The sequence below is a fragment of the Candidatus Competibacter phosphatis genome (assembly GCF_012939995.1).
GTDB classification, from domain to species: domain Bacteria; phylum Pseudomonadota; class Gammaproteobacteria; order Competibacterales; family Competibacteraceae; genus Competibacter; species Competibacter phosphatis.
Genome location: NZ_SPMZ01000076.1, coordinates 1 through 20000 on the forward strand (window position 1 = coordinate 1; position 20000 = coordinate 20000).

Below are 20000 nucleotides of genomic sequence, written 5' to 3' on the forward strand. Positions count from 1 at the left end.
CGGCTGGCGTGCAGACTTTGCATCGGTAATCCAAGAACCAAAAGGATTAGCCAGCGAAAGGACATGACGATTCCATCCTTCAATGCGAATTAAGCGCTTTGNGGCAAGACANTCCGCACAAACATNGCGGCNGCCAGGCGCCCGAAGACATGGACGAGAAGACCCTGGGAAGAACGTACCTTGCTGGCCATCTCGATGCCGGTTTTCTCCTCGATCCAATTGAAGAGGGACTCGATGGGTTGACGCACCCGCGAGACGGCGCGNGACAGCCANGCNTCGGCGGCNTCGAGATGAGTCTGGCCCTTCGGCTTCTTGACCGGCGTCATCACGGTGAACGGCAGCCCGTGCATCCGCTTGAGGTATTCATACGCCTTGTCGGCGTAGAGTTCCTGATAGGGCAGCAGGTGGGCGACTTGCTTCAGCGCCGGGCCATCGTTCAGCCCCGCCGGCGCGAGGCCGATGAAGCGCGGACTCGGCAGCGTGCCGGACTGAACGTCGCCGACCACATGGACCTTCACGCCGTGGTCATACAGGCGCTTGGTCGGGCAGTACCCGCTGCTGGCCAGTTCGGGGGCGACCTTGGCGTTGAAGCGGCGCCCCTGCCGGGCGAGGATCACCGGCATGGAGTCGACCAGCCCGGCGAACGACACCGTCTCCCCTGTCTCGCAGAACCGCTCCAACAGGGCCGGAAAACAATCCGCAAGCCGGTTCAAGCGCTGCACATAGGCTCCGTAGCCGGGCAGCCGGGGAAACCAGTCCCGCCCATAGCGCCCAGCATGCCGGTGAATATCCTTGATCTGACGCTTTTGTTCCAGGGCGACGGCGAACAGGTCAATCGTGACAACCTCCTCGTCGGTGAAGTCCAGGTCAGCATAAGGCGCGTGGCGCTGGGCCTGCGCCCAACCTCCCTCTTGCCAATGGTGACAAACCGCAAGGTAAAGTGTGATCAACGGTGCATGCCAGTCCATCGTCGTACTCAGTCAGATTGTTGTGGATCAGTTCTCCATGATACGACTTCGAGTGAACCCTCAAATTGCTCTGAATTCGCATTTGAGTGATTCGATAGCCGCCGTATTGGCCCCGCTGTTATCGATCGTGACCGTATCGGGAAGACCATGCTGTCGTACCGCTTTCTTGAAAAAAGCGCAGTGCGGCCTTCTTATCACGCTGGGCGGTGAGCAAGAAGTCAATGGTCTGCCCCGCCTTATCGACGGCGCCATAAAGATATTTCCACTGGCCCTTGAGCTTATTCTAATTCGCGGTCAAAATGAGACTAACGATCCATGGCCAAGCCGTCAGGCTTCGCAACCTCTCGCGGTCAGCGCTCAAGCGCGGTAGGCCCTGTTGCAACTGCCTGATCACGGTGGCGAGATCGTTGAAGACCCGGTTCGGGAATTCCTTTTCTCGAAGCTCATCCCACAGATGCTCCTGGGGGTTGAGTTCAGGGGCATAGGGGGGCAAGGCGAGGAACCGGATGTTGTCAGGCCTCCGAAGATCCTTGGCTTTGTGTGAACTGGCGCCGTCCAGCACCATGACGATGAAGTCTTCCGGGTGAGCGGCGCTCACTTGCGACAGAAAGAGCGTCATTTGCTCGGCATTCATCTTCTGGCTGATCATCCAGTCCATGTCTCCCTCGATCGGGCTGACGGCGCCGTAGACATACACGAATTCGCGTTCGTAGCCGTTCGAGACCGAGGGGCGGTGAGGCGCTGGTGACCAGCAACGGCGCATGCGAACCATCCGACCAAACCGAGCTTCATCTTGAAACATCAACCGAACTCGACGCCCTCTGACCTCTTCTGGTGTCAGCAAGGCAGCCAGCGTCTCGGGGAGTTTTTTTTCCAGTCCTCTTGCGCCGCCGGGTTGCTTTTGGGGTGATGCGTGTCAGGGGCCACCTTCCTCCAACCATGGCGTTCGAGAAGCCGATAGACGACGGAGGGCTTCACAGGGCGGCCCAGCCGTTGCGCCAAGGCCACCCTGATCACGGAGACAACCCATATGCCGCCGGCCTTGGCTTGTTCCGCCCACGGCGCCAAGAACGCTTGCTCCTCGTCGAAGGTCATCAGTGACCGACGGCGTCCTCCCCAACGAGGTGGTGATGCTCCGGCTTGCACGCTCTCCCGAAATCGCGCCTGCAATCGGGGCACGGAAGCCCTGGAGACGCCAAGCAGCGCAGCGGTTTGCTCAAGGGTTGCCCCCATGACGGCAGGCAAGAGAACCGCTTGTGCCCTCCGAAGCGCCACCAGGCTCTCAGCGCACGCGATGGCGTCACCGGCTTTCCCAACCAACACTTCGTCGATTCGTCGTGGTCTGGCCATGGCACATGATGTACCATGGTTCGTCTCATCTTGAAAGCGAATTGGAATGAGTACCGCGCACAGCACAATCATCAAAATGTCATGCAGTTTATGGAGCTTGTTTTGGGTCTCGCGGCGCGGATCGGGCAGGTCGACCAAATACGGGCGCGGGTCCAGCAATTGAGGCAGCATCGGTTTTCTCCCTACAAGCGTTGCCTTCCCATATCCGGGCAACGTACCGCTTGTCAATCCCCTACATAGCGCGATTGCCCTGCTCGGCGCGTGAGGAAGGTTGACAGCCTTTCGATGAGGCGCTAGCTTGAAAATAGCGGCCTGGGGAGCAGGTGGGAGGCCGCCGCCCTTGAAACGTTCCGTTTCGATGACGCCCGCGACTACAGATGTCCCGCCACCGGCGCGAGCCGGACCGGCATTGCGTCACCCACGCTGTTTGAAGCAGAGGGGAAACAGCCCGCGCGACTGCCCAGCCCGAATCGGGTGGCCAGTTGCCTGCCCCAGAGGCCAATAGCCCGTTCGCCACCGTTTCCACGGACCAGCGGGTGAGGCCGGTCGTCCCGGAAAGCGGCACGGCTGATTTACCTGGAAAAAGACGTTTTTTTCGAGTCCGCGCCAAGTCTGGCCTCAACTTTCGAGGCCGCTTGGGGCAACGGGTAAGTTATCGCTGCTTTCGGGTGAAATCATGCTTTCGATTGCATTCCGTTTTTTCTTCGCGCCCGCCGAACGGCGACCCTTCGCGTTCCTTCCCTCATTCACGCGCGCCCTCGTGCTTCGCGCCGTGGCGCCGCCCCCCGCCGACTTCAGGGCCGTTCGCTTCCCCATTTTTCTTCTCAAGCCGGTTTCGGCGGCGCATCGCTCGTCTTTATCCGCCGCGCAAGTAGTGCTACAGTTGATTCATTCAACGCGAAAAAGCGGTTCTGGCGGAGAATTCAATCCCCCCCAGAACCTGACCAGACCAGACCTACAATGGAGGTCAGCCATGGCTAGCACGCCGGATTGCCGCGTTGCGTCGGCATCCCTCTCCGTTCCCGCCGGATTCACCGGCCATCCCCTCTCGTCCAACTCCTCGCTATTTCTTGCGGCGGACGAACTCCTTCAACGGCAACTCGACGAATTGGTGGCGATCCATCGCCAGCTACGCGGGCTCCTGGCGCCGTCGCGGAGCGTCGCCGACCCTGAACGGCCGCCTGGCCCGAGAAACGGGGATTTTCTGCTGATCCCCGAACTGTGGCGACTCCAGCGCGCCGTGGCGTCGCTGGAAGCCGAATGCGGCGCGCTCGTCGGGACGGCCCAAGCACGGCTGAACCGCGCGCGGATCGCCCTCGGCGCGTTGCAAAAAGGCGCGCATGACACCGGCCAACGACCGGGGGAGGTGGATCATGTGCGCCATTGAACCGCTGAGCTGGGCGCCCGCGCCCTATTTCGACGATCCCTCGACCGATCCCCGTCTGGACGCGATCCCGGATTCTATCAGAAACCAAATCGTGAACGTGGCGGAGGCCACGCTCACCACCGGCCACCGGCCTACCCCCCGGTTAGTCGCTCGTGTCCTGGAACGGCTGCACATTCAGGCGGAACCCGAATGGGTGACCGTTACGCTCATGGCGCACTGGCGCTATCGGCTCGACGAACTCGACCCGACCGACGGCGAGGCGCTGCGTGGCCATCTCGCACTCGCCCCGGTGAGCGATCATCCGTGGTGTTTTTATCTAGAAGGTCTGGCGACGGGTTTGGAACTGCCCGGCCGTCGCACCGAACCCAGGGGGGTAGTGGCATGAACGCGCAAGACATCCGCCTGTCCGTCGGCTTTCCCCACCACCCGAAGACCATCAAGCTGGAGCGTCGCCTGGGTTTTCAGGGGATCCGCTCCCTGCTGTCGCTCTGGACCTGGGCGGCGCAAAACCGCCCGGAGGGCAACCTCGGCGGCGCGAACGATCGTTCCACGACCGTTCAACGCCCCCTGGACGAGGAAGACATCGAGATCGTCGCCCAATGGCCCGGCGAACCGGGCGCGTTCGTCGCAACGCTCGTGGCGCTCGGTTGGCTGGATCAAACCGCCCACGGTTACTGCTTGCATGAGTGGCAACAGCACAACCCCTGGGTGGCCACCGCGACGAATCGCGGCGACAAGGCCCGCTTTTCACGGATGGCCAAGACCCACCCGGACCTCTATAAGTCTCTGTGTGAACAGGGTATTCGAGAAGTCAGCGCTGACGAGTTCGCGCGATTGAAAGCTGGTTGGCCTCTCAAGGGTCGTTCGACGGACGTTGGGGAATCGTTGAACCATCGTTCAACGTCCGTTGAACATCCGTTGAACGACCGTTCAACGAACGTTGAGGCGTCGTTAACTCCTTCTCCTTCTCCTTTTCCTTCTCCTTCTCCAATCGAACTCAAAGAGCAGGAGACGCGCGAACCAGCGCGCGTGGAGACCGGCTTGATTGCGTCCAGCGAGGAAGCGCCAGCCCTCGTGCCCGAGACCCCGCCCAGCGCGCCAACCACACCGACCAAGCCGGCCATAACGAACACACCGGCCATAACGAACACACCGGCCATAACGAACACACCGGCCATAACGAACACGCCGGCCACGCCGACCACGCCAATCACGTCCGAGTCGCCCGAAACGAATCGGCCGGAAGCCAACGGCGAACCCGACGCTGGAGCGGTTCATTCCGAAGGCGCGGCAGCGAAACGGAAACCGACGCGCGGTGGTGTCCCACCCACGATGCCCACCGCGCCCGACTGGTTGCCGGCGGAGCTATGGGAACGCTGGCGGGCGCACCGGCGCGCGCTCAAGAAACCGCTCTCCGCCGATGGTTCAACCCTCCTGTTCGCCCAACTGGCGAAAGCGAAAAGCTTCGGCCACGATCCGGTCGAGCTTCTGGAAACGGCTATCGTCAACGGCTGGCAAGGGTGCGTGTTTCCCGATAAGCACTACCAGCCGGCGGTCCGATCCGACCGGGACGGCGGCCCGCGCCATGGCGCCCGGCGGCCCTGGCCGACCCCGCCCACCGATCCGGCCGCGTACCGGCAAACCGCCGGGTTCGCCACCGAGCTGGAGGCCGCCTAATGGACGCGAAACGGCTCACCGACCTGTTGCATCCCACCGTCGAACCCTGCGTCCTGCATTGTCCAACCCACGGCGATTATCCGGGCGAGCTCCGCCGGTTTTTGAATCAGGAAATCAAGACCACCTGCCCACGCTGCGCCGCCGAACAAGCCGAGGCGGCGCAGCGGGACGCCGAGGCCCGCGCCGCCGAGGAGCACCGCCGCGCCCGGGCGCGACGCTATCGCGAGGCCGGCTTGCCGCTGCGGTTTTGGGAGCGGGATTTCGACAGTTACCGAACGCGAACGGCGGAGCAGCGCAAAGCGCTGGCGACCGTCCGCCGCTACGCCCAGCAGTTCGCCACCTTCGCCGAACGCGGCACCTGCCTGCTGCTGTGCGGGCGACCGGGCACGGGGAAAACCCACCTCGCGGTGACCCTGGCGAAAACCTTGCTGGACGAAGGCCATCAGGTCCGTTTCAGCGGTGTCCGGCCCCTGCTGCGGGAAATCCGCGAGACGTGGGGAAGCCGCGAGGAACGCGAAAGCGCAATGATCCACCGCCTGATCCACCTTGACCTGCTGATCCTGGACGAGGTCGGGATGCAGTTCGGGAGCGACGCCGAACGGTTGTTGTTGTTCGACGTGCTGAACGGTCGTTACGAGGAACTGAAACCGACCGTGCTGATCGGCAACCTCGCGGTGGACGCACTGCCGGACTATCTGGACATCCGCCTCCTGGATCGGTTGCGGGAGAATGGCGGGGTGGTGGTACCTTTCACCTGGTCCAGCGAACGGGGGTTGAAGGCGGTGGCTTGAAGGGTTCTGGTGAAGCCGTCGCCTTGCGTGTATTATTTGCTGTAATACACGCTGGAGATCATCGATGCGTACCGTCTCCATTCGACTGGACGAGGCCACCGATGCGCGGCTGCGCCAAATCCGTGCCCGGACCGGGCAATCGCAAACCGAGGTTATCAAAGCCGCCATCGCGGCTTTCGCCGAGCGCGAGGAACCCGCGCCCGCCCAAAGCGCCGCCGCGCTGGACTTGATCGGCTGTTTCGACAGCGGCGTGGGCGATCTCGGCCGGAACCACGCCCGGCATCTGCGCGCCCAGTTGGCGGCGAAACACCGTCGTGTCCAGGCTGCTGATTGATACCGGCCCCCTGGTGGCGTGGTTGGATCGCGGCGACCGGGATCACGCCCGCGTCGGCGCGTTTTTTGGCTGGATTTCGAGGTCGGTTACTGACGACGTGGCCGGTGCTGACCGAGGTGTGTCATCTGATTCCCGGCTACATCGTGCCCCGCTTCCTCCGCTGGGTGGAGGCAAGCGTGGAGTTGCACGAGCTGCCGACCGCCGCCGTCTCCGACCTCGCCGCGCGGATCGAGAAGTACCACGACTTGCCCATGGATTTGGCGGATGCCTCGTTGGTCTGGCTGGCCGACCAGATCGGGGTATTGGAGATACTGACGCTGGACGAACGTGATTTCGGCGTGTACCGGCTGGCGGGTGGCCAGCGGTTTCGCAACGTGTTGGCGGACGGTTAGGCATTCCGACCTGTTTCGGCGCGATCCCGGTGATGCGTGGGCGATTCAGGGGAGGCCATCCGGCGGTCGGCCAGCAACCGCCACCCACCACCGAGCGGGGTCCGACCCAACAGGTCCATCCGTAATCGTTCGACCCGGCGGCGGTCGGCGGCCGGCAAGGTGGAGGGCCAGACCGGTAACCAGCCCGGATCGACGTCCCGAAACCGTTGACCGCGCAGCCAGCGGGCTTTCTGGGCTTCCATGCCGTCACCTTCCTCGGTGATGGCCGCCCGCAACACCTGGCGGAACCGCTCCGGCCAGTCCGACCAGGGCGTGGCGGTCTTCAGTAAGTCGGCGACCCGCGCCGCGTCGCGGCTCTCGGCGGCCAGGGCGGCCTCGACAGTGGCGCGTTGGGCCGCTAAGGCGCTGGGTTCGAGCATGGGCGATCTTTCCTAAAAGCCTTGACAATCTGGAAACGGCGTGATCTGAATCATTCAACGCTCTCTTGGAGGAGTAATCGCGATGCCACTGGACGCCCTCGACCATTTGATTCTCGACCGTCGGCTGAACGCCGCCCTGGGCGCGGCGGCCAATACGCGGGAATTGCAACAAACCCTGGCTGAGCAGGCTGGAGCTCATCAAGGATACCGGGCAATTGTCCGCACTCTTTTGAATGCTTATGGGACCGGTGATTGGGTAACCATTGAAGCTATCCTTGGCAACCATAACACTCGAAATGGCATTTATCATTCGGCTTTCGACCCAACCTATAACAGCCTGAAACCGTTCTAATTGATCTAATCGGAATCTTTGACATCCCCCATCGGCTTCACCTTGGCCAGGGGTTTTTGGGACTTAATCTCCTTGCTGGCTTCCAAGGCGGTTCTCACCCCCGTGCGGTTGGCGGCGTCGATGGTGTGTTGCAAGGGCATGGTTTCCACCCCCTCCTCCGCGTGACCGCCCACCCAGCGCAAGGCGGCGTCCGGCAGCCGGTGAATCAGCGAGAACGACCGCAGGGTCAGATCGGTCGCCCACCCAAAGAAGACGATCAACAGGCCGGCCAGGATAATGGGGCCGGTCACGTTGCCACTCATCGCATTGACCGCGACGGTCAGGAAGGTGCCGGTCATGACGCTGAGCAGGGCGTAGCTGATCACGGTGGCCGCCAGCAGGCCGATCACCATCAGCGACGGCATCAGCAGCAGCGAGAACAGCATCATCCAGCCGGTCATCGCCTCGCCGGTGAGTCCACGGCCATTCTTGATGAACCACAGCGCCCACACCGGCGCGGCGATCAGGGCCTCGAACACACGAATGAGCCATTTCAAGCCCGTGATCGTCCAGATGATGAAAGGCACCAGGGGGATATAAATCGCCGCCATGAGGGCAAAACCCAGCAGGGCTAGCAACATCATCCCCAGGACCAGGCTCAGCATGGTGAAACCGCCACCGGTTTGACCACCGCCGGTCAGGGTGTCGGCCAAACCGCCCAGGGCGCTCGCCACGCGGCCCGCGCCGGATTTGGTCGCGATGTACTTGGCCGCGCCGATGGCGCCGGCGGCCGCGAGCGCGCCGAGGATCGTCGCCAGCAGGGCATGACCCAGCCAGGCGATGGCGAACAGCGGATGGGTTTTCCCCACCAGCGTCTGGAGGATCCACTCCAGGGTGGACCGCAACAGATGGTGCGAGACATCGTCGAGCACGCTGTTTTCGGGATCGCCGCTGGAGCGGAGCACCCCCGCGCCGGTCTCGGTTTCGGCCTCCAGCACCACCGCCTCCAGCCGCTTGAACAAGTGGGCATAGGTTTCCACGTCCTCCTTGGGCAACTTCTCCCACACCCGGATCGGATACGGCTGGGGGACGTTGAGCGCGAGCTTGTTCATGTAATCGGTCAAGGCCATGAACCGGTAGAACCAACTCCCGGCGGTCATCCAGCCCTCGGCCTTGGCCTTCGCGGTGAACTCGGTAAACGCCCGCTGGCCGGTCAGGTCGATCACGCCCTTGATCAGGCTTTTCAGCCGCGTGGCGTAGTGTTCGGCGGCGACGTCCAACAGACTGAGGCAGCGCCCGCCGGCGAGCGGACCGGTGGCGACGGTCACGCACTCGCCCAGGTCGGCCTGACTGTCGAAGATGGCCTTCGCCAAGGGCTGCAGTTCCTTGCGCATCGCCAGCGCGGCGATCTCATGGGCGGCCAGCAGCTCCTGACCAAAGGCTTCCCGCGTGGCCTGGCCGTAGCCGACCAGTTCTTGTATCCACAGGGTGAAACGATCCAGCCAGTCGATGCCGGCCACGCTCTGGCGAAAGTCGATCCCCTCGGCCGGTTCGCGCACCGCGAACCCCCCGCAGACCGCCTCGCCCAAATCATCGCTCGACCAGCGCGCGGCGCGTTCGGTGACCGTTCCCACCGAGGTAGTCTCGGCCTGGAAGGTGACCCGGTACCGCGTCGGTCCCCGCGCGGGGATATCGTTCACGATCAGCTCGCACACGTTGGACGCCAGCATCGCCACGGCCAGTTGACGGGCCTGGGCCGGCGGCGGCTCGGTGTAGAGCGCGGCCTTGGAAAACTGATCGACCGCCTGGTCCCACACCGCATTGGCCAGGCTCACGCCGCCGAGGGTGATCCACAGCACCAACACCTGCGCCAGGGCCATGCCGTTGATCATCGGCACCAGCAGAACCACGCCACTCACGATCCGCAACGGCGTCCACACCGTCGAGCGCTCCGCGCCGAGGGCTTCCCCCTCGTGCGCGGTGTCCAGCACCGCCAGGACGGCCTTGACGAAGAGCAAGAGGCCCAGCACCAGCAACAGAAAGCCGTTGAGCAACTGGAACAAGTCGCCGAACGGGCCGTTGTCGGCGCCCGTCAGCGCATCGGCCAAGCGGATCTTGTCGATGGCGCTACCGAGCAGGCCGTTCAGCAGACGGACGCTGATGTCCGTCTCGGCCGGTCGCAGTTGCTCCGGCGCGAACGGTTGATCCTGGGCCAGCGCGAGATAGGGCAGACCGAGTGCCACGAAGCCGAGTAGCCGCCCCTTGCGGCGCCCCATCGATACCGTGGAGCAGCGATTCAGGAAACGATTCAGGAAACGATTCAGGAAGCTCAGGAAGCGATTCATAAGGCACCTGCTTGACGGTTACGGTGGCTCATCGGGTGGCAGCGGATTGGGCCACCACGCGGCGGGATGCCGCAGGAACGCGCGGGCGGGACCGGGAGCGCGGGTGCGAAGGCGCCAGCAGTGGTAGGCCGACCCCAGCGCGACACCGGCCAGGACGAACGCCAGGCCCAGACTGGTGAGCACGCTGGAAAAGTGCCCATGAACAAGGTGATCCCCCGCGATCAACCCACTACCGATCGCGCCGGCGAGAAAGACCCGTGCCGGGACGGCATGGGCTTGGTACTCCTGGCGGCATCGCGCGGCGGACCCCCAAGGGCGAGCCACCGCCGCGTCCCCCAGGGGCGACGAGGGATTCGAACCCGCGCGCGGCGCCATCCCGATCACCGCCTCCATCCCCAACCTCAGCCGCTTCCAGTCCCGCGGCGGGGCGTGGGATCGGCCCCACAAATCGCCCCATCGAGCGCGGACATAGCGCCCCACCCCACGGCGCAACGCCGCGCGGCGAGACGGGACGGGGGCCGGTGGTGGGACCTCGGGACGGGAGGGGGGCAAGACCGTCGGCATGGGGCGCTCCTCTATCGCATTCGTATATTGTGTTATATTATTTTATATTAAACTAGAGGAGGAAACACATGGCGGGGCGAAATGCGTATTCCGGGCGTCGGGTGGGGATGCTGATGGCGAGTCTCGCGCTCGGTCTCGCCTCGCCGGCGGTTCACGCCCTCTGCGACGCGTGCGTGGTCGCGGCCATCCGCGAGCACAAATTCGAAATGATGTCGCAATTCAAACAATTAAAGGAAGAGATTGCGTCGGGGCTCAAGACCGTGCGGCAGTCCATCGCCCAAGTGGAAAAGGATTCCTTGCGGGCGCAAGCGGATATCGGCCACCGCCTGCCGGCACGAGGCTGCGAGACGGCGACCGCCGGAGCGGCGGCCGGGCCGGCTCGGGATCGCGCCGAGTCCTATCACCGGGCGTTCAACCACCTCCGGCGCGCGGAACGGACCGGCGCGGCGGCCAGCGCCGCGATGGTCAAGGCCCAGGTGGCGTCCTACTGCAATGCGGAAGATGTCGGCTCGCACGGCTGCACGCAAGCCAGCTCGCGACCCGACGCCCCGTTTCAAACCGAGACCCTGCTGTCCGGATCGGGCTTGGGCGATCACGCCGAGGCCACCCAACCCGGCACCTTTCTGCCGGAAGTGCTCTCCTTCGACGACGAGCGGATCACCGATGCCCGGCGGTTCATCGACAACGCGGTCGATCCCTATCCCCTCGACGATTTGCCCCAGGCCCTGCGGGAAACCCCGCAGGGCCAGACCTACTGGATCCGCCGCAAATTGTACGAGGGGCGGCTGGCGGCGGCCCGCTACAGCCTGAATCACGCCCTGGCCTGGCGGATGCCGGCGGCGGCGCTGAAAGGTTGGCTGCTCCAAATCTGGCCAGAGTCCAAGGCCACGGACCACCGCGACGCACTGATCGCGGCGCTGCCGGAGCACATCTCGTACCTGGAGATGCTGAAAACGCTGGTGGACAGCCGCTTTGCCCAGCCGACCTGGTATGCGGGCATCGCCGGCAACAACGAAGCGGCCAATTTGCGCGAACTGGCCACCATGCAAGCCCTGGCGTTGCATTTTCAATACCTGCAACTGCGCCAGGGCGAGCGCATCGAGTACCTGCTGGCGCGGGCCACCCTCAGCGACGTCCAGCCGGCACGGCACGCCCTGCAAGAGGAACGCGCCGCCGCCATCAATCTGGTGAAAGCCCACACGACGAGCACCACCGGCACGGTCGACCCCGGCACGACCGCCGGCGGTACCACCGACCCCGGCACGGCCGACCCTACTCCAGAAGGAACGCCCCCGTGAACGCCACCGTCCTCATCCCCGAACAATTCGGTCCCTATCTTCAGCAACAGCCCGCCCCCCCCGAATCCGCGCCTGGCGGACTTGCGCCAGTCATCCCACGGGTCCGAGGGGATACGACCCGCCGACGCGCTGAGCGCCGACGCGCTCGGCGTCACCGAACACGACCCGCGCCAGGCGGTTCGTCAATCCCTGAAGATCCTCCTGGCGGGTCACAAACTGCACGCGGGCCTGGTCGTGGCGGCCCTGAACCGGCCGGTCGGCGAGGCGGAGCCCTCCCCACCGCCACCGGCCGCCGTGGCGGCGTGGGTCGAGCGGACCGCCGCCTGGATCGCCGCGACGACCGAGGCCCTGGCCCAGCGCTGGGGGTCGCCCGCCTCCGGTGGCGCGGTGGCGGAACCGCTGGTGTTGTCGGACTATCACCGCTACGACCTCGCTCGCACCTTGGTCGAGGTCCTGGAGCGCCATCCCGGCACCGCCGAGCAGGTGACGGCGGCACAAATGGCTGCGTATCTCGCCGCCGCCGAATCGGGTTTGCCCCAAGAACCGCCCGCGCCCGCCTGGATCTCGGCGGCGCGGAAATGGATCGATCGCTGGCCTGGTCGCGCGCTTTGGCGCGGATTCTGGAAACGGCGGTGGACACCCCGTTCAATCGGCCGCTGGAGACGGTATTGACCGACGCGCGCGCGGCGCTGACCGAGGCGGTGCCGCGCGCGCTCCACTCCGTCCGGGACGCGCTGGCCTTGCCGGAGGACGCCCAGCGGGTGGTGGAACAGCACCTGCTTCAAACCACCAGCCGCCTCTACGCGGCGACCCTGCGCCATGTTCATCAGGAGTCCACGCGGATGATCGAACGCTATCAGGCGCTCCAGGAAGCCGGCGACCTCGCGGGGGCGGACGAACTGGCCCACGCCTATCAAGACCAGCGGCTCGGCTACGCGGGGGTTGCGCATCATTTCCAAACCCTGTGGGCGGTCCACGCCGCCCAACAGGACGCCGCGCTCGTCGCGCTGACCGTCGAGCCGTCGCCCAATTCCCCGTCACCGCTGCAACCGCCCACCGATCCATCCGCCGAGGCTCCCGCCGATCCTGTGGGTCGGCGACCCGACGTGGCCGTTCGCGCCACGGTGCCGGCCGGTTGATCCGTTTTTCAAATTAACTTTGCAATGTATTTATATATGAATAGCACAACTAATCCCGATAACCTGCAACACCTCACAGCGGCCCTGCTCGCGCCCCTGCTCAGCTTGATCACCGCTCTTGACGAGGCCGATCTTCATCACGAGGACCTCCCGCTGGCGATGCCGGGACTGCTGAAGTCCTTCCTCGACCCCGAGGTGCAAGCCGCGCTGCCGGCGGGGCTCCGCGCGGTGGCGGATGTTTATCTGGAGGGCCTGCCCGGTTATCGGGACGGCGATCTCCGCCGAGCCGCTCTCCAGCATGAACTGCGCTTGGCGCTGTGGGATGGAGAGGCATGCCCCATCGAGGACACGGATATCGAGGCGATGGGGTGGGAGGAACAAGACGATGGCTAACACCCGCTTCGATCTTCACCACGCGGTCCTGGACGCGATGGCGGCGGCGGGCTGTGCGCCCATGAAGCCCGAGGCGATTGTCTTCGATGGGCGCTTGCACCGCTACGACGTGGCGGGGGACCGGCGAGGCCGCCAGAACGGCTGGTTCGTGCTGCATGACACAATCATTCCTTTCGGTGCGTTCGGTTCCTGGAAAACCGGGGTCACCCAAGGATGGAGCGGCGGTGATGTCGAGGCGCTACCCCCCGAGCAGCGCGAGCGGCAACGGCGGCAAATGGCCGAGATCGCGGCCCAACGCGCGGCGGAAGAACGAAGGCGCCAAGCCCAGGCACGGGAACGGGCGGAACGCCTGTGGGCGCGAGCCAACCCCACCGTTTCGGATCGGCATCCTTATCTGCGCAACAAGCAGGTTCCCGCCCTGGGCCTGCGTCAACTGCGCGAGCTATTGCTGGTCCCGGTGCATGATGGCGACGGCACGCTGCGGTCGCTGGAGTTCCTGAATCCCGAGGGGGGCAAGAAGTTTTTGAAGGGGGGCGCCGTTACGGAGGGTCGCCATTGGCTGGGTGACCCGCGTGGCGCCCGGACCCTGCTGATTTGCGAGGGCTACGCCACCGGCGCCAGCCTTCACCAGGCGTGTGGATTGCCGGTGGCGGTGGCGTTCAGTCGCGGCAATGTGTTTCCGGTCGCGAAGGACCTCCATCACCGGTTCCCCGGCGTGGCGTTGGTGATCGCCGGCGACGACGACCGTTATACGCCGGGCAATCCCGGCCGACGCGACGCCGAGGAAGCCGCGCGGTGGGTGGCGGGCACGGCGATCTTCCCGGATTTCACCGGCCTGGAAACCGCCCGCCAGCCGACCGATTTCAACGATGTCCACCTCCTGGGTGGGCTGGACCACTTGAAGCGCCAGCTCGAAACCCTGCTCGCGGCCGTCCCGCTGGCCGAGGTCCCACGCGCGGAACCGTCCACCCGACCCGCCGACCTTGGACGGCGGGCCGAGGCGCGCGCCGTCCCTGTTCTGGAGATGGCCGCGCCCCGGCGGCGCCAGAAACCGCGCGGCGACGGCGGACGGCCGAATCCGTACCAGGAAGTGACCGACCGGATCATCGAGATGATCGAGACCGGTACCGCGCCCTGGCAACGGCCCTGGGACCGGCCGCGCCATCTTGGCGTTCCGGCGTTTCCAGTCAACGCCGCGACCGGGAACGCCTATCGCGGCATCAACGTCCTGCTGCTGGGTGGCGATCCGCGCCTGGCCGACGATCCGCGCTGGTGCGGCTACCAACAGGCCCAGGCGCGCGGCTGGCACGTCCAAGCCGGCGCTCGGGGCACCCCGATCTATTTTTTCAAGCGGATTGAAGTGGCTGATGGGTCCGAGGCGGACGAGGAATTGCGGGTCGATGCGGACGACTCGTCCTTACGGCGGACGATTCCGTTGTTGTGCCGACACACGGTATTCCATGCCTCTCAAATCGAGGGCATCCCGTCCCTGGAGGCCGTGTACGGGTCGATGGCGGGGTTGCTCGATCACGTCTGGGACACGGAGGAGCGGCTGGAGCGCCTGTTGCGGGGCAGCGGCGCGCGCTTCGTCCATGCCGGCACCCGCGCCTATTATGATCCCCTGGAGGACACCATCACGTTGCCGCCGCGCGCGCGGTTTCGGGACGCCGCCGCCTTCTTCGGCGTGGCTTTCCACGAGCTGGGTCATTGGACCGGCCATGCAACCCGCCTGAACCGGCCGCTCACCGGGCAGCGGGATTCGCCGGCGTATGCCCGCGAGGAGCTGCGGGCGGAATTGGCGAGCGCCTTCCTCGGCGCGGAACTCGGCATCGCCCACGATCTGGAACCCCACGCGGCTTACCTCGATGGCTATTTGGAGTTGTTGCGGAACGACAACCGGGAAATCTTCCGCGCGGCGCGGGACGCCCAGGGCATCGCCGAGTTGATCCTGGATCGGCATCCCACCTGGCGGCTCCAGGATGGGGTTTGCGTGGCCCGGACCGAGCCGGTGCCCGACGACGAAGCGGACGCCCACCGCCACCCGGTCATCGCGGCGCCGACCGCGACCGACACCCCGACGGCACCCTCCCTTGCGGCGCCTTACCGGTGGGCCTTCGCCGCCGTCCGCGACAGTGATGCGATCCCAGCGGACAGTCCGCTCGGTCGGCTCTCCCGTCGCGTCGATGACGCGCTGCCGCTGTCCGCCCCACTCCGCGCCGCCGCTGTCCCGGTCCTCGCCCCCACATCCGCACCCTCGCGCCGGCCCGACGAGCCGTCGATGGGCGCGGGTCCTCGACCTTGATGAGGTGTGCGTCATGCTCTCCCGCCGCCATCTTCTGCAAACCGCCGCTGGTCTGTTGTTCGGAAGCGGTCTTCCGCTGGGCATGGATCGCGCTGGCGTGGCCGCTGGCGCCACCCTTCCACCCGGTGACCCGGCGTCGGCCTCGTTCCCCGACCGGACCCTGTGGCTGCATCGGGTGCAAACCCAGGAAGAGGGTCAAATCCTCTACTTCCAGGACCAGACCCTGATCCCGGATGGCTATTCCCTGCTGTGCTACCTGCTGCGGGACGTCCGCGCCGAACAGGTCGCCCGCATGGATGTGAAGCTCATCCACCTGCTGTTTGGGATGCAAGCCTGGATGCGGTCTTGCGGTATCCGCCAGCCGCTGCGGATCAACAGCGGCTATCGGACGCTGGACACGAACGCGAATACCGAAGGGGCGGCGGTCCATTCCCGGCATCTCAACGGTCAGGCGGTGGACTTCACCGTGGCGGGGATTCCGAGTCCGGTCTTGGCGAAGCTGGCCTTGAAATTCAACGGTGGCGGCGTGGGTGTGTATCCGACCTTCGTCCACGTCGATACTGGACCGGTGCGGATGTGGCGGGGGTGACCCATCCGATGTTTTTCAAATGGGTATCGGAGCGGGATCGTTTATCCACCGGAACGGCGGATGACTCGCCGGCCGACGTGGACGGATTTCAACGTCGTGTAACAAGCTTACCGTAAGCGAACGGTTTAAGTTGTTCGCCTACGTTCTTTCCGACGCCGACTCTGTCCTGAAACGCACCAGGAAATCCGCCAAAAAATCGATGAAGGTGCGGATGCGCGTTGACATTCGGCGCTGTTGCGGATAGACCGCGTACACATCGGCGTCGGGCGTCTGATAGTCAGGCAATACTTGCACCAATTGACCGCTGCGCAGATAGCGCTCAATGTCCCACTCGGCCCGCATCAAGATGCCGTGACCGTCGAGCGTCCACCGCACCGCGATCTCGCCGTCGTTGGTGGTCAGGTTGCCTCTGACCTTGACGGTTTCCGACCGCTCCTTGCCCCCTTCGCCCCCGATGAGCCGCCACACGCCGTAAGGATCGTCGCCTTGCCGGATGCTGATGCAATTGTGGCGCGTCAAGTCCCGCGGTGCTATCGGTGCGCCGCGCGCCACTAGGTAGTCGGGCGCGGCGCACAGCAGCCGCCGGTTCGACAGCAACCGCCGAGCGATCACCCGCGCGTCCGGCGGTTCGCCGAAATGGATGCACACGTCGTACTGGTCGTCGGCCAGCGGCGGTGGGCTGACCGACAGCGTCAACTGCGCGTCCACTTCCGGGTAGCGCCGCACGTAGCGCGAGAGGGCGGGCGCGACGTGCAGTCGGCCAAAGCCCAGCGTGGCATTCACCCGTAGCAAGCCCTTAGGGGCGCTCTTCGACTTCGCCAATAGCTGATCGAGGTCGTCGATCTCGCGCAGGATGCGCCGTGCGTGCTCCAACACCACTTCCCCTTCCGGCGTCAGGCTCAGGCGGCGGGTGGTGCGGTTGATCAAGGCGACTTCGGCCCGTGCCTCCATCTGCGCCAGCCGTTTGCTGGCGGCGGCCGTGGTGATGCCTAACTCGCGGGCCGCCGCGCTCAAACTGCCGCGACCGATCAGGGCGACAAAAAAAGCTAATTCTCCGGGTTGGATGGCAGCACTCACGACATGGCCATTGTTAACTTCAAGTTAAGGATAGATTGAGTTTAGGCGCGATTTTGCCGTTTATCCGGGACCTACACTACCCCTGCCTTATCCCCCAACCTCCAAAGGAGAGAGATGATGAAAACGTATCGCATCGCCACGATCCCCGGTGACGGCATTGGCAAGGAAGTGGTGCCGGCAGGCCGCAAGGTACTGGAAACCCTGGCTGCTTCCAGTTCTACCTTCCGTTTCGAATTCGAGGATTTTGACTGGGGCGGCGACTATTATCGCCAGCACGGGGTGATGATGCCCGACAATGGCCTCGACGCTCTACGCGACAAGGACGCGATCCTGTTCGGGTCAGCCGGCGATCCCGACATCCCCGACCATATCACGCTGTGGGGCCTGCGGCTGAAAATTTGTCAGGGCCTCGATCAATACGCCAACGTTCGCCCGACCCGCATCTTGCCCGGCATTGACGCCCCGCTGAAGCGCTGCAAGCCGGAAGATTTGAACTGGGTGATCGTCCGCGAAAATTCCGAAGGCGAATACTCGGGCGTCGGCGGACGCGTCCATCAGGGCCATCCCATCGAAGCAGCCACCGACGTGTCGATGATGACCCGCGCTGGCGTCGAGCGCATCCTGCGCTTCGCCTTTAAGCTGGCGCAATCCCGCCCCCGCAAGCAGTTGACCGTCGTCACCAAGAGCAACGCCCAGCGCCACGCGATGGTGATGTGGGACCAGATCACCGGCGAGGTGGCCCCCGAGTTTCCCGACGTGAAGTGGGATAAGGAGCTGGTCGATGCGATGACCGCGCGCATGGTCAACAAGCCGGCCTCGCTAGACACTATCGTCGCCACCAACCTGCACGCCGATATCCTGTCCGACCTGGCCGCCGCGCTGGCCGGCAGCCTCGGCATCGCGCCCACCGGCAACATCGACCCGGAACGCCGTTACCCGTCAATGTTCGAGCCGATTCACGGCTCAGCCTTCGACATCATGGGCAAGGGGCTGGCCAACCCGGTCGGCACCTTCTGGTCGGTGGTGATGCTGCTGGAGCATCTGGGCGAAGCCGAAGCCGCCAAGCGGGTGATGGTCGCTATCGAAAGCGTCACCGCCAATCCGGCGCTGCACACCGGCGACCTCGGCGGCAAGGCCACCACGGCCCAGGTCACCCAGGCAGTGTGTCAGTTCCTCATCGGGGCATAAACCCTGACCGCTACCACAGGCACATTTCACGCCGGGCTGGGCCAAAACACATCGATAAGAAGAAGACCTACAGCGCTACTTCGACCGTGGCGTTGCGGTCTTCCCTGACCGCCGACAACCGTTGTCGGCGGTCAATACGCACGTTAGGAGGAGATTGCAATGAGTCCGATGGCCATTACGTTGCTGTTGCTGCTGTTTGCAACCGTCATGTTTGTTTGGGAAAAGATTCCGCTCGCGCTCACGTCGGTAATCGTGTGCCTAGCACTTGTATTGACCGGCGTACTGGATGCAAAGGTCGCATTCAATGGCTTTATCAACACCAATGTCATTCTGTTCGTGGCGATGTTCGTTGTCGGTGGCGCGCTGTTCGAAACGGGGATGGCCAACAAGATCGGTGGTCTTGTGACCCGCTTTGCCAAGACGGAACGCCAGCTCATCGTGGCCATCATGGTGATCGTAGGGCTACTTTCCGGGGTGCTTTCCAATACGGGGACCGCCGCCGTTCTCATCCCGGTTGTGATCGGCATCGCGGCGAAATCAGGCTTTGCACGGTCCAGGCTTCTGATGCCGCTGGTCTTTGCGGCGGCAATGGGCGGCAATCTGAGCCTGATTGGGGCACCCGGCAATTTGATTGCGCAAAGCGCGCTGCAGAAGATCGGAGAGGGGTTCAACTTCTTCGAGTACGGGAAGATCGGACTGCCCATGCTCCTGTGTGGCATCGCGTACTTCGCGTTCTTCGGGCACCGCCTCCTTCCGAGTGGCGACAAGACGGCAGATCCCTACGACTCATCCCATGGAACGAATGTGGACTACGCCGCCGTCCCGAAATGGAAGCAATACCTGTCGCTTGGAATTCTTCTCTTGACCATAGTGGGAATGATTTTCGAGCGCGGCATCGGTATCCCGCTGCACATCATTGGTTCGGTCGGCGCGGTTCTTATTGTCCTGACCGGGGTGCTGACCGAAAAGCAGGCGTATAAGGCGATCGACTCCCAGACCATTTTCATCTTCGGAGGGACGCTGTCACTCGCCACGGCTCTCGAAACCACAGGAGCAGGCGCCGCCGTCGCCACAACCATCATGGGCCTGCTCGGCGATACCCCATCACCTGCTCTGCTCCTGATCGTGATCTTCGCGATTGCTTGCGCGCTCACGAACTTCATGTCCAACACGGCAACCACCGCGCTACTCGTACCCATCGGCATCTCGATCGCCACCAGCATCGGCGCCGATCCAAGGGCGGTCATGATGGCCATCGTCATCGGGGGCTCCTGCGCGTACGCAACGCCTATCGGCATGCCGGCCAATACGATGGTGCTCGCGGCGGGTGGTTACCGATTCATGGACTATGTCCGAGCCGGTCTCCCCCTGATCATGGTGTCAGGCGCCGTCAGTATTTCCCTGCTTCTCTTGTTCTACCCGTTCTTCCCGAGCTGATCGACAGGCAGATTCACTT

The 20000-nt window shown here is 64.3% G+C and carries 22 protein-coding genes and 1 pseudogene; 15 read left to right on the plus strand and 8 right to left on the minus strand.

Annotation, left to right across the window (positions count from 1 at the left end):
- Positions 1-89: 89 nt before the first annotated feature.
- The 4 genes and pseudogenes from E4P82_RS19075 to E4P82_RS22490 all read right to left on the minus strand — a co-directional run bounded on the left by E4P82_RS19075 (position 90) and on the right by E4P82_RS22490 (position 2489).
- A complete protein-coding gene (locus E4P82_RS19075) occupies positions 90-968 on the minus strand; it encodes a transposase (protein ID WP_169250364.1) in 879 nt (292 codons plus the stop codon).
- A gap of 75 nt (positions 969-1043) precedes the next feature.
- Positions 1044-1248 (minus strand): annotated as a pseudogene (locus E4P82_RS19080) (DDE-type integrase/transposase/recombinase); the annotation flags it as partial.
- 3 nt (positions 1249-1251) lie between these two features.
- A complete protein-coding gene (locus E4P82_RS19085; protein WP_246327727.1) occupies positions 1252-1770 on the minus strand; it encodes an IS630 family transposase in 519 nt (172 codons plus the stop codon).
- A 35-nt stretch (positions 1771-1805) separates the two neighbouring features.
- A complete protein-coding gene (locus tag E4P82_RS22490; protein ID WP_169250365.1) occupies positions 1806-2489 on the minus strand; it encodes a winged helix-turn-helix domain-containing protein in 684 nt (227 codons plus the stop codon).
- Between the two features lie 802 nt (positions 2490-3291).
- On the opposite strand from E4P82_RS22490, the gene E4P82_RS19095 reads away from it, so the two are divergent.
- The 6 genes from E4P82_RS19095 (at position 3292) to E4P82_RS19120 (ending at position 6899) form a co-directional block, all read left to right on the plus strand.
- The gene (locus E4P82_RS19095; RefSeq protein ID WP_169250366.1) at positions 3292-3705 is read left to right on the plus strand and encodes a hypothetical protein; all 414 of its coding nucleotides are present in this window, start codon (positions 3292-3294) and stop codon (positions 3703-3705) included.
- Positions 3692-4090: a hypothetical protein gene (locus E4P82_RS19100; protein WP_169250367.1), complete on the plus strand. Its 399-nt coding sequence runs from the start codon at positions 3692-3694 to the stop codon at positions 4088-4090. Before E4P82_RS19095 ends, E4P82_RS19100 begins: the two co-directional genes overlap by 14 nt.
- Positions 4087-5382: a hypothetical protein gene (locus tag E4P82_RS19105; RefSeq protein WP_169250368.1), complete on the plus strand. Its 1296-nt coding sequence runs from the start codon at positions 4087-4089 to the stop codon at positions 5380-5382. The genes E4P82_RS19100 and E4P82_RS19105 overlap by 4 nt, the downstream gene beginning before the upstream one ends.
- Positions 5382-6173, plus strand: a complete 792-nt coding sequence (locus E4P82_RS19110; protein ID WP_169250369.1) for an ATP-binding protein — start codon at positions 5382-5384, stop codon at positions 6171-6173. Before E4P82_RS19105 ends, E4P82_RS19110 begins: the two co-directional genes overlap by 1 nt.
- A gap of 64 nt (positions 6174-6237) precedes the next feature.
- Positions 6238-6507, plus strand: coding sequence for a ribbon-helix-helix protein, CopG family (locus tag E4P82_RS19115; protein ID WP_169250370.1), 270 nt, complete (start codon positions 6238-6240; stop codon positions 6505-6507).
- On the plus strand, positions 6504-6899 hold the full coding sequence (locus E4P82_RS19120) for a type II toxin-antitoxin system VapC family toxin (RefSeq protein ID WP_246327728.1): 396 nt from the start codon (positions 6504-6506) through the stop codon (positions 6897-6899). The genes E4P82_RS19115 and E4P82_RS19120 overlap by 4 nt, the downstream gene beginning before the upstream one ends.
- Here E4P82_RS19120 and E4P82_RS19125 read toward each other — a convergent pair.
- Positions 6896-7318, minus strand: coding sequence for a hypothetical protein (locus E4P82_RS19125; protein WP_169250371.1), 423 nt, complete (start codon positions 7316-7318; stop codon positions 6896-6898). The genes E4P82_RS19120 and E4P82_RS19125 overlap by 4 nt on opposite strands.
- A gap of 82 nt (positions 7319-7400) precedes the next feature.
- Here E4P82_RS19125 and E4P82_RS19130 point away from each other — a divergent pair, with 82 nt between their 5' ends.
- Entirely contained in the window at positions 7401-7670 is a 270-nt protein-coding gene (locus E4P82_RS19130; protein WP_169250372.1) for a hypothetical protein, read from the plus strand.
- A 5-nt stretch (positions 7671-7675) separates the two neighbouring features.
- Here the strand turns inward: E4P82_RS19130 and E4P82_RS19135 are convergent, their stop codons facing one another.
- Together E4P82_RS19135 and E4P82_RS19140 are read right to left on the minus strand one after the other, a co-directional pair.
- Entirely contained in the window at positions 7676-9994 is a 2319-nt protein-coding gene (locus E4P82_RS19135; protein WP_169250373.1) for a DotA/TraY family protein, read from the minus strand.
- An 18-nt stretch (positions 9995-10012) separates the two neighbouring features.
- Positions 10013-10558: a hypothetical protein gene (locus tag E4P82_RS19140; RefSeq protein ID WP_169250374.1), complete on the minus strand. Its 546-nt coding sequence runs from the start codon at positions 10556-10558 to the stop codon at positions 10013-10015.
- Positions 10559-10626: 68 nt separating this feature from the next.
- Here E4P82_RS19140 and E4P82_RS19145 point away from each other — a divergent pair, with 68 nt between their 5' ends.
- The 6 genes from E4P82_RS19145 to E4P82_RS19170 all read left to right on the plus strand — a co-directional run bounded on the left by E4P82_RS19145 (position 10627) and on the right by E4P82_RS19170 (position 16279).
- Complete coding sequence (locus E4P82_RS19145) at positions 10627-11856, plus strand: hypothetical protein (protein WP_169250375.1); 1230 nt, start codon at positions 10627-10629, stop codon at positions 11854-11856.
- Positions 11857-11937: 81 nt separating this feature from the next.
- Positions 11938-12528, plus strand: coding sequence for a hypothetical protein (locus E4P82_RS19150; protein WP_169250376.1), 591 nt, complete (start codon positions 11938-11940; stop codon positions 12526-12528).
- Complete coding sequence (locus tag E4P82_RS19155; protein ID WP_211203224.1) at positions 12489-12995, plus strand: hypothetical protein; 507 nt, start codon at positions 12489-12491, stop codon at positions 12993-12995. The genes E4P82_RS19150 and E4P82_RS19155 overlap by 40 nt, the downstream gene beginning before the upstream one ends.
- Positions 12996-13031: 36 nt before the next feature.
- Positions 13032-13388: a hypothetical protein gene (locus E4P82_RS19160; RefSeq protein ID WP_169250378.1), complete on the plus strand. Its 357-nt coding sequence runs from the start codon at positions 13032-13034 to the stop codon at positions 13386-13388.
- Positions 13381-15690: a zincin-like metallopeptidase domain-containing protein gene (locus tag E4P82_RS19165; RefSeq protein ID WP_169250379.1), complete on the plus strand. Its 2310-nt coding sequence runs from the start codon at positions 13381-13383 to the stop codon at positions 15688-15690. Before E4P82_RS19160 ends, E4P82_RS19165 begins: the two co-directional genes overlap by 8 nt.
- 13 nt (positions 15691-15703) lie before the next feature.
- On the plus strand, positions 15704-16279 hold the full coding sequence (locus tag E4P82_RS19170; protein WP_169250380.1) for a YcbK family protein: 576 nt from the start codon (positions 15704-15706) through the stop codon (positions 16277-16279).
- Between the two features lie 138 nt (positions 16280-16417).
- On the opposite strand, the gene E4P82_RS19175 is transcribed toward E4P82_RS19170, so the two are convergent.
- On the minus strand, positions 16418-17356 hold the full coding sequence (locus tag E4P82_RS19175; RefSeq protein WP_169250381.1) for a LysR family transcriptional regulator: 939 nt from the start codon (positions 17354-17356) through the stop codon (positions 16418-16420).
- A gap of 117 nt (positions 17357-17473) precedes the next feature.
- On the opposite strand from E4P82_RS19175, the gene E4P82_RS19180 reads away from it, so the two are divergent.
- Both E4P82_RS19180 and E4P82_RS19185 read left to right on the plus strand, forming a co-directional pair.
- Positions 17474-18544 (plus strand): tartrate dehydrogenase, encoded by a 1071-nt coding sequence (locus E4P82_RS19180; RefSeq protein WP_169250403.1) that lies wholly within the window; start codon positions 17474-17476, stop codon positions 18542-18544.
- A gap of 159 nt (positions 18545-18703) precedes the next feature.
- Positions 18704-19981, plus strand: a complete 1278-nt coding sequence (locus tag E4P82_RS19185; RefSeq protein ID WP_169250382.1) for an SLC13 family permease — start codon at positions 18704-18706, stop codon at positions 19979-19981.
- Positions 19982-20000 lie beyond the last annotated feature (19 nt).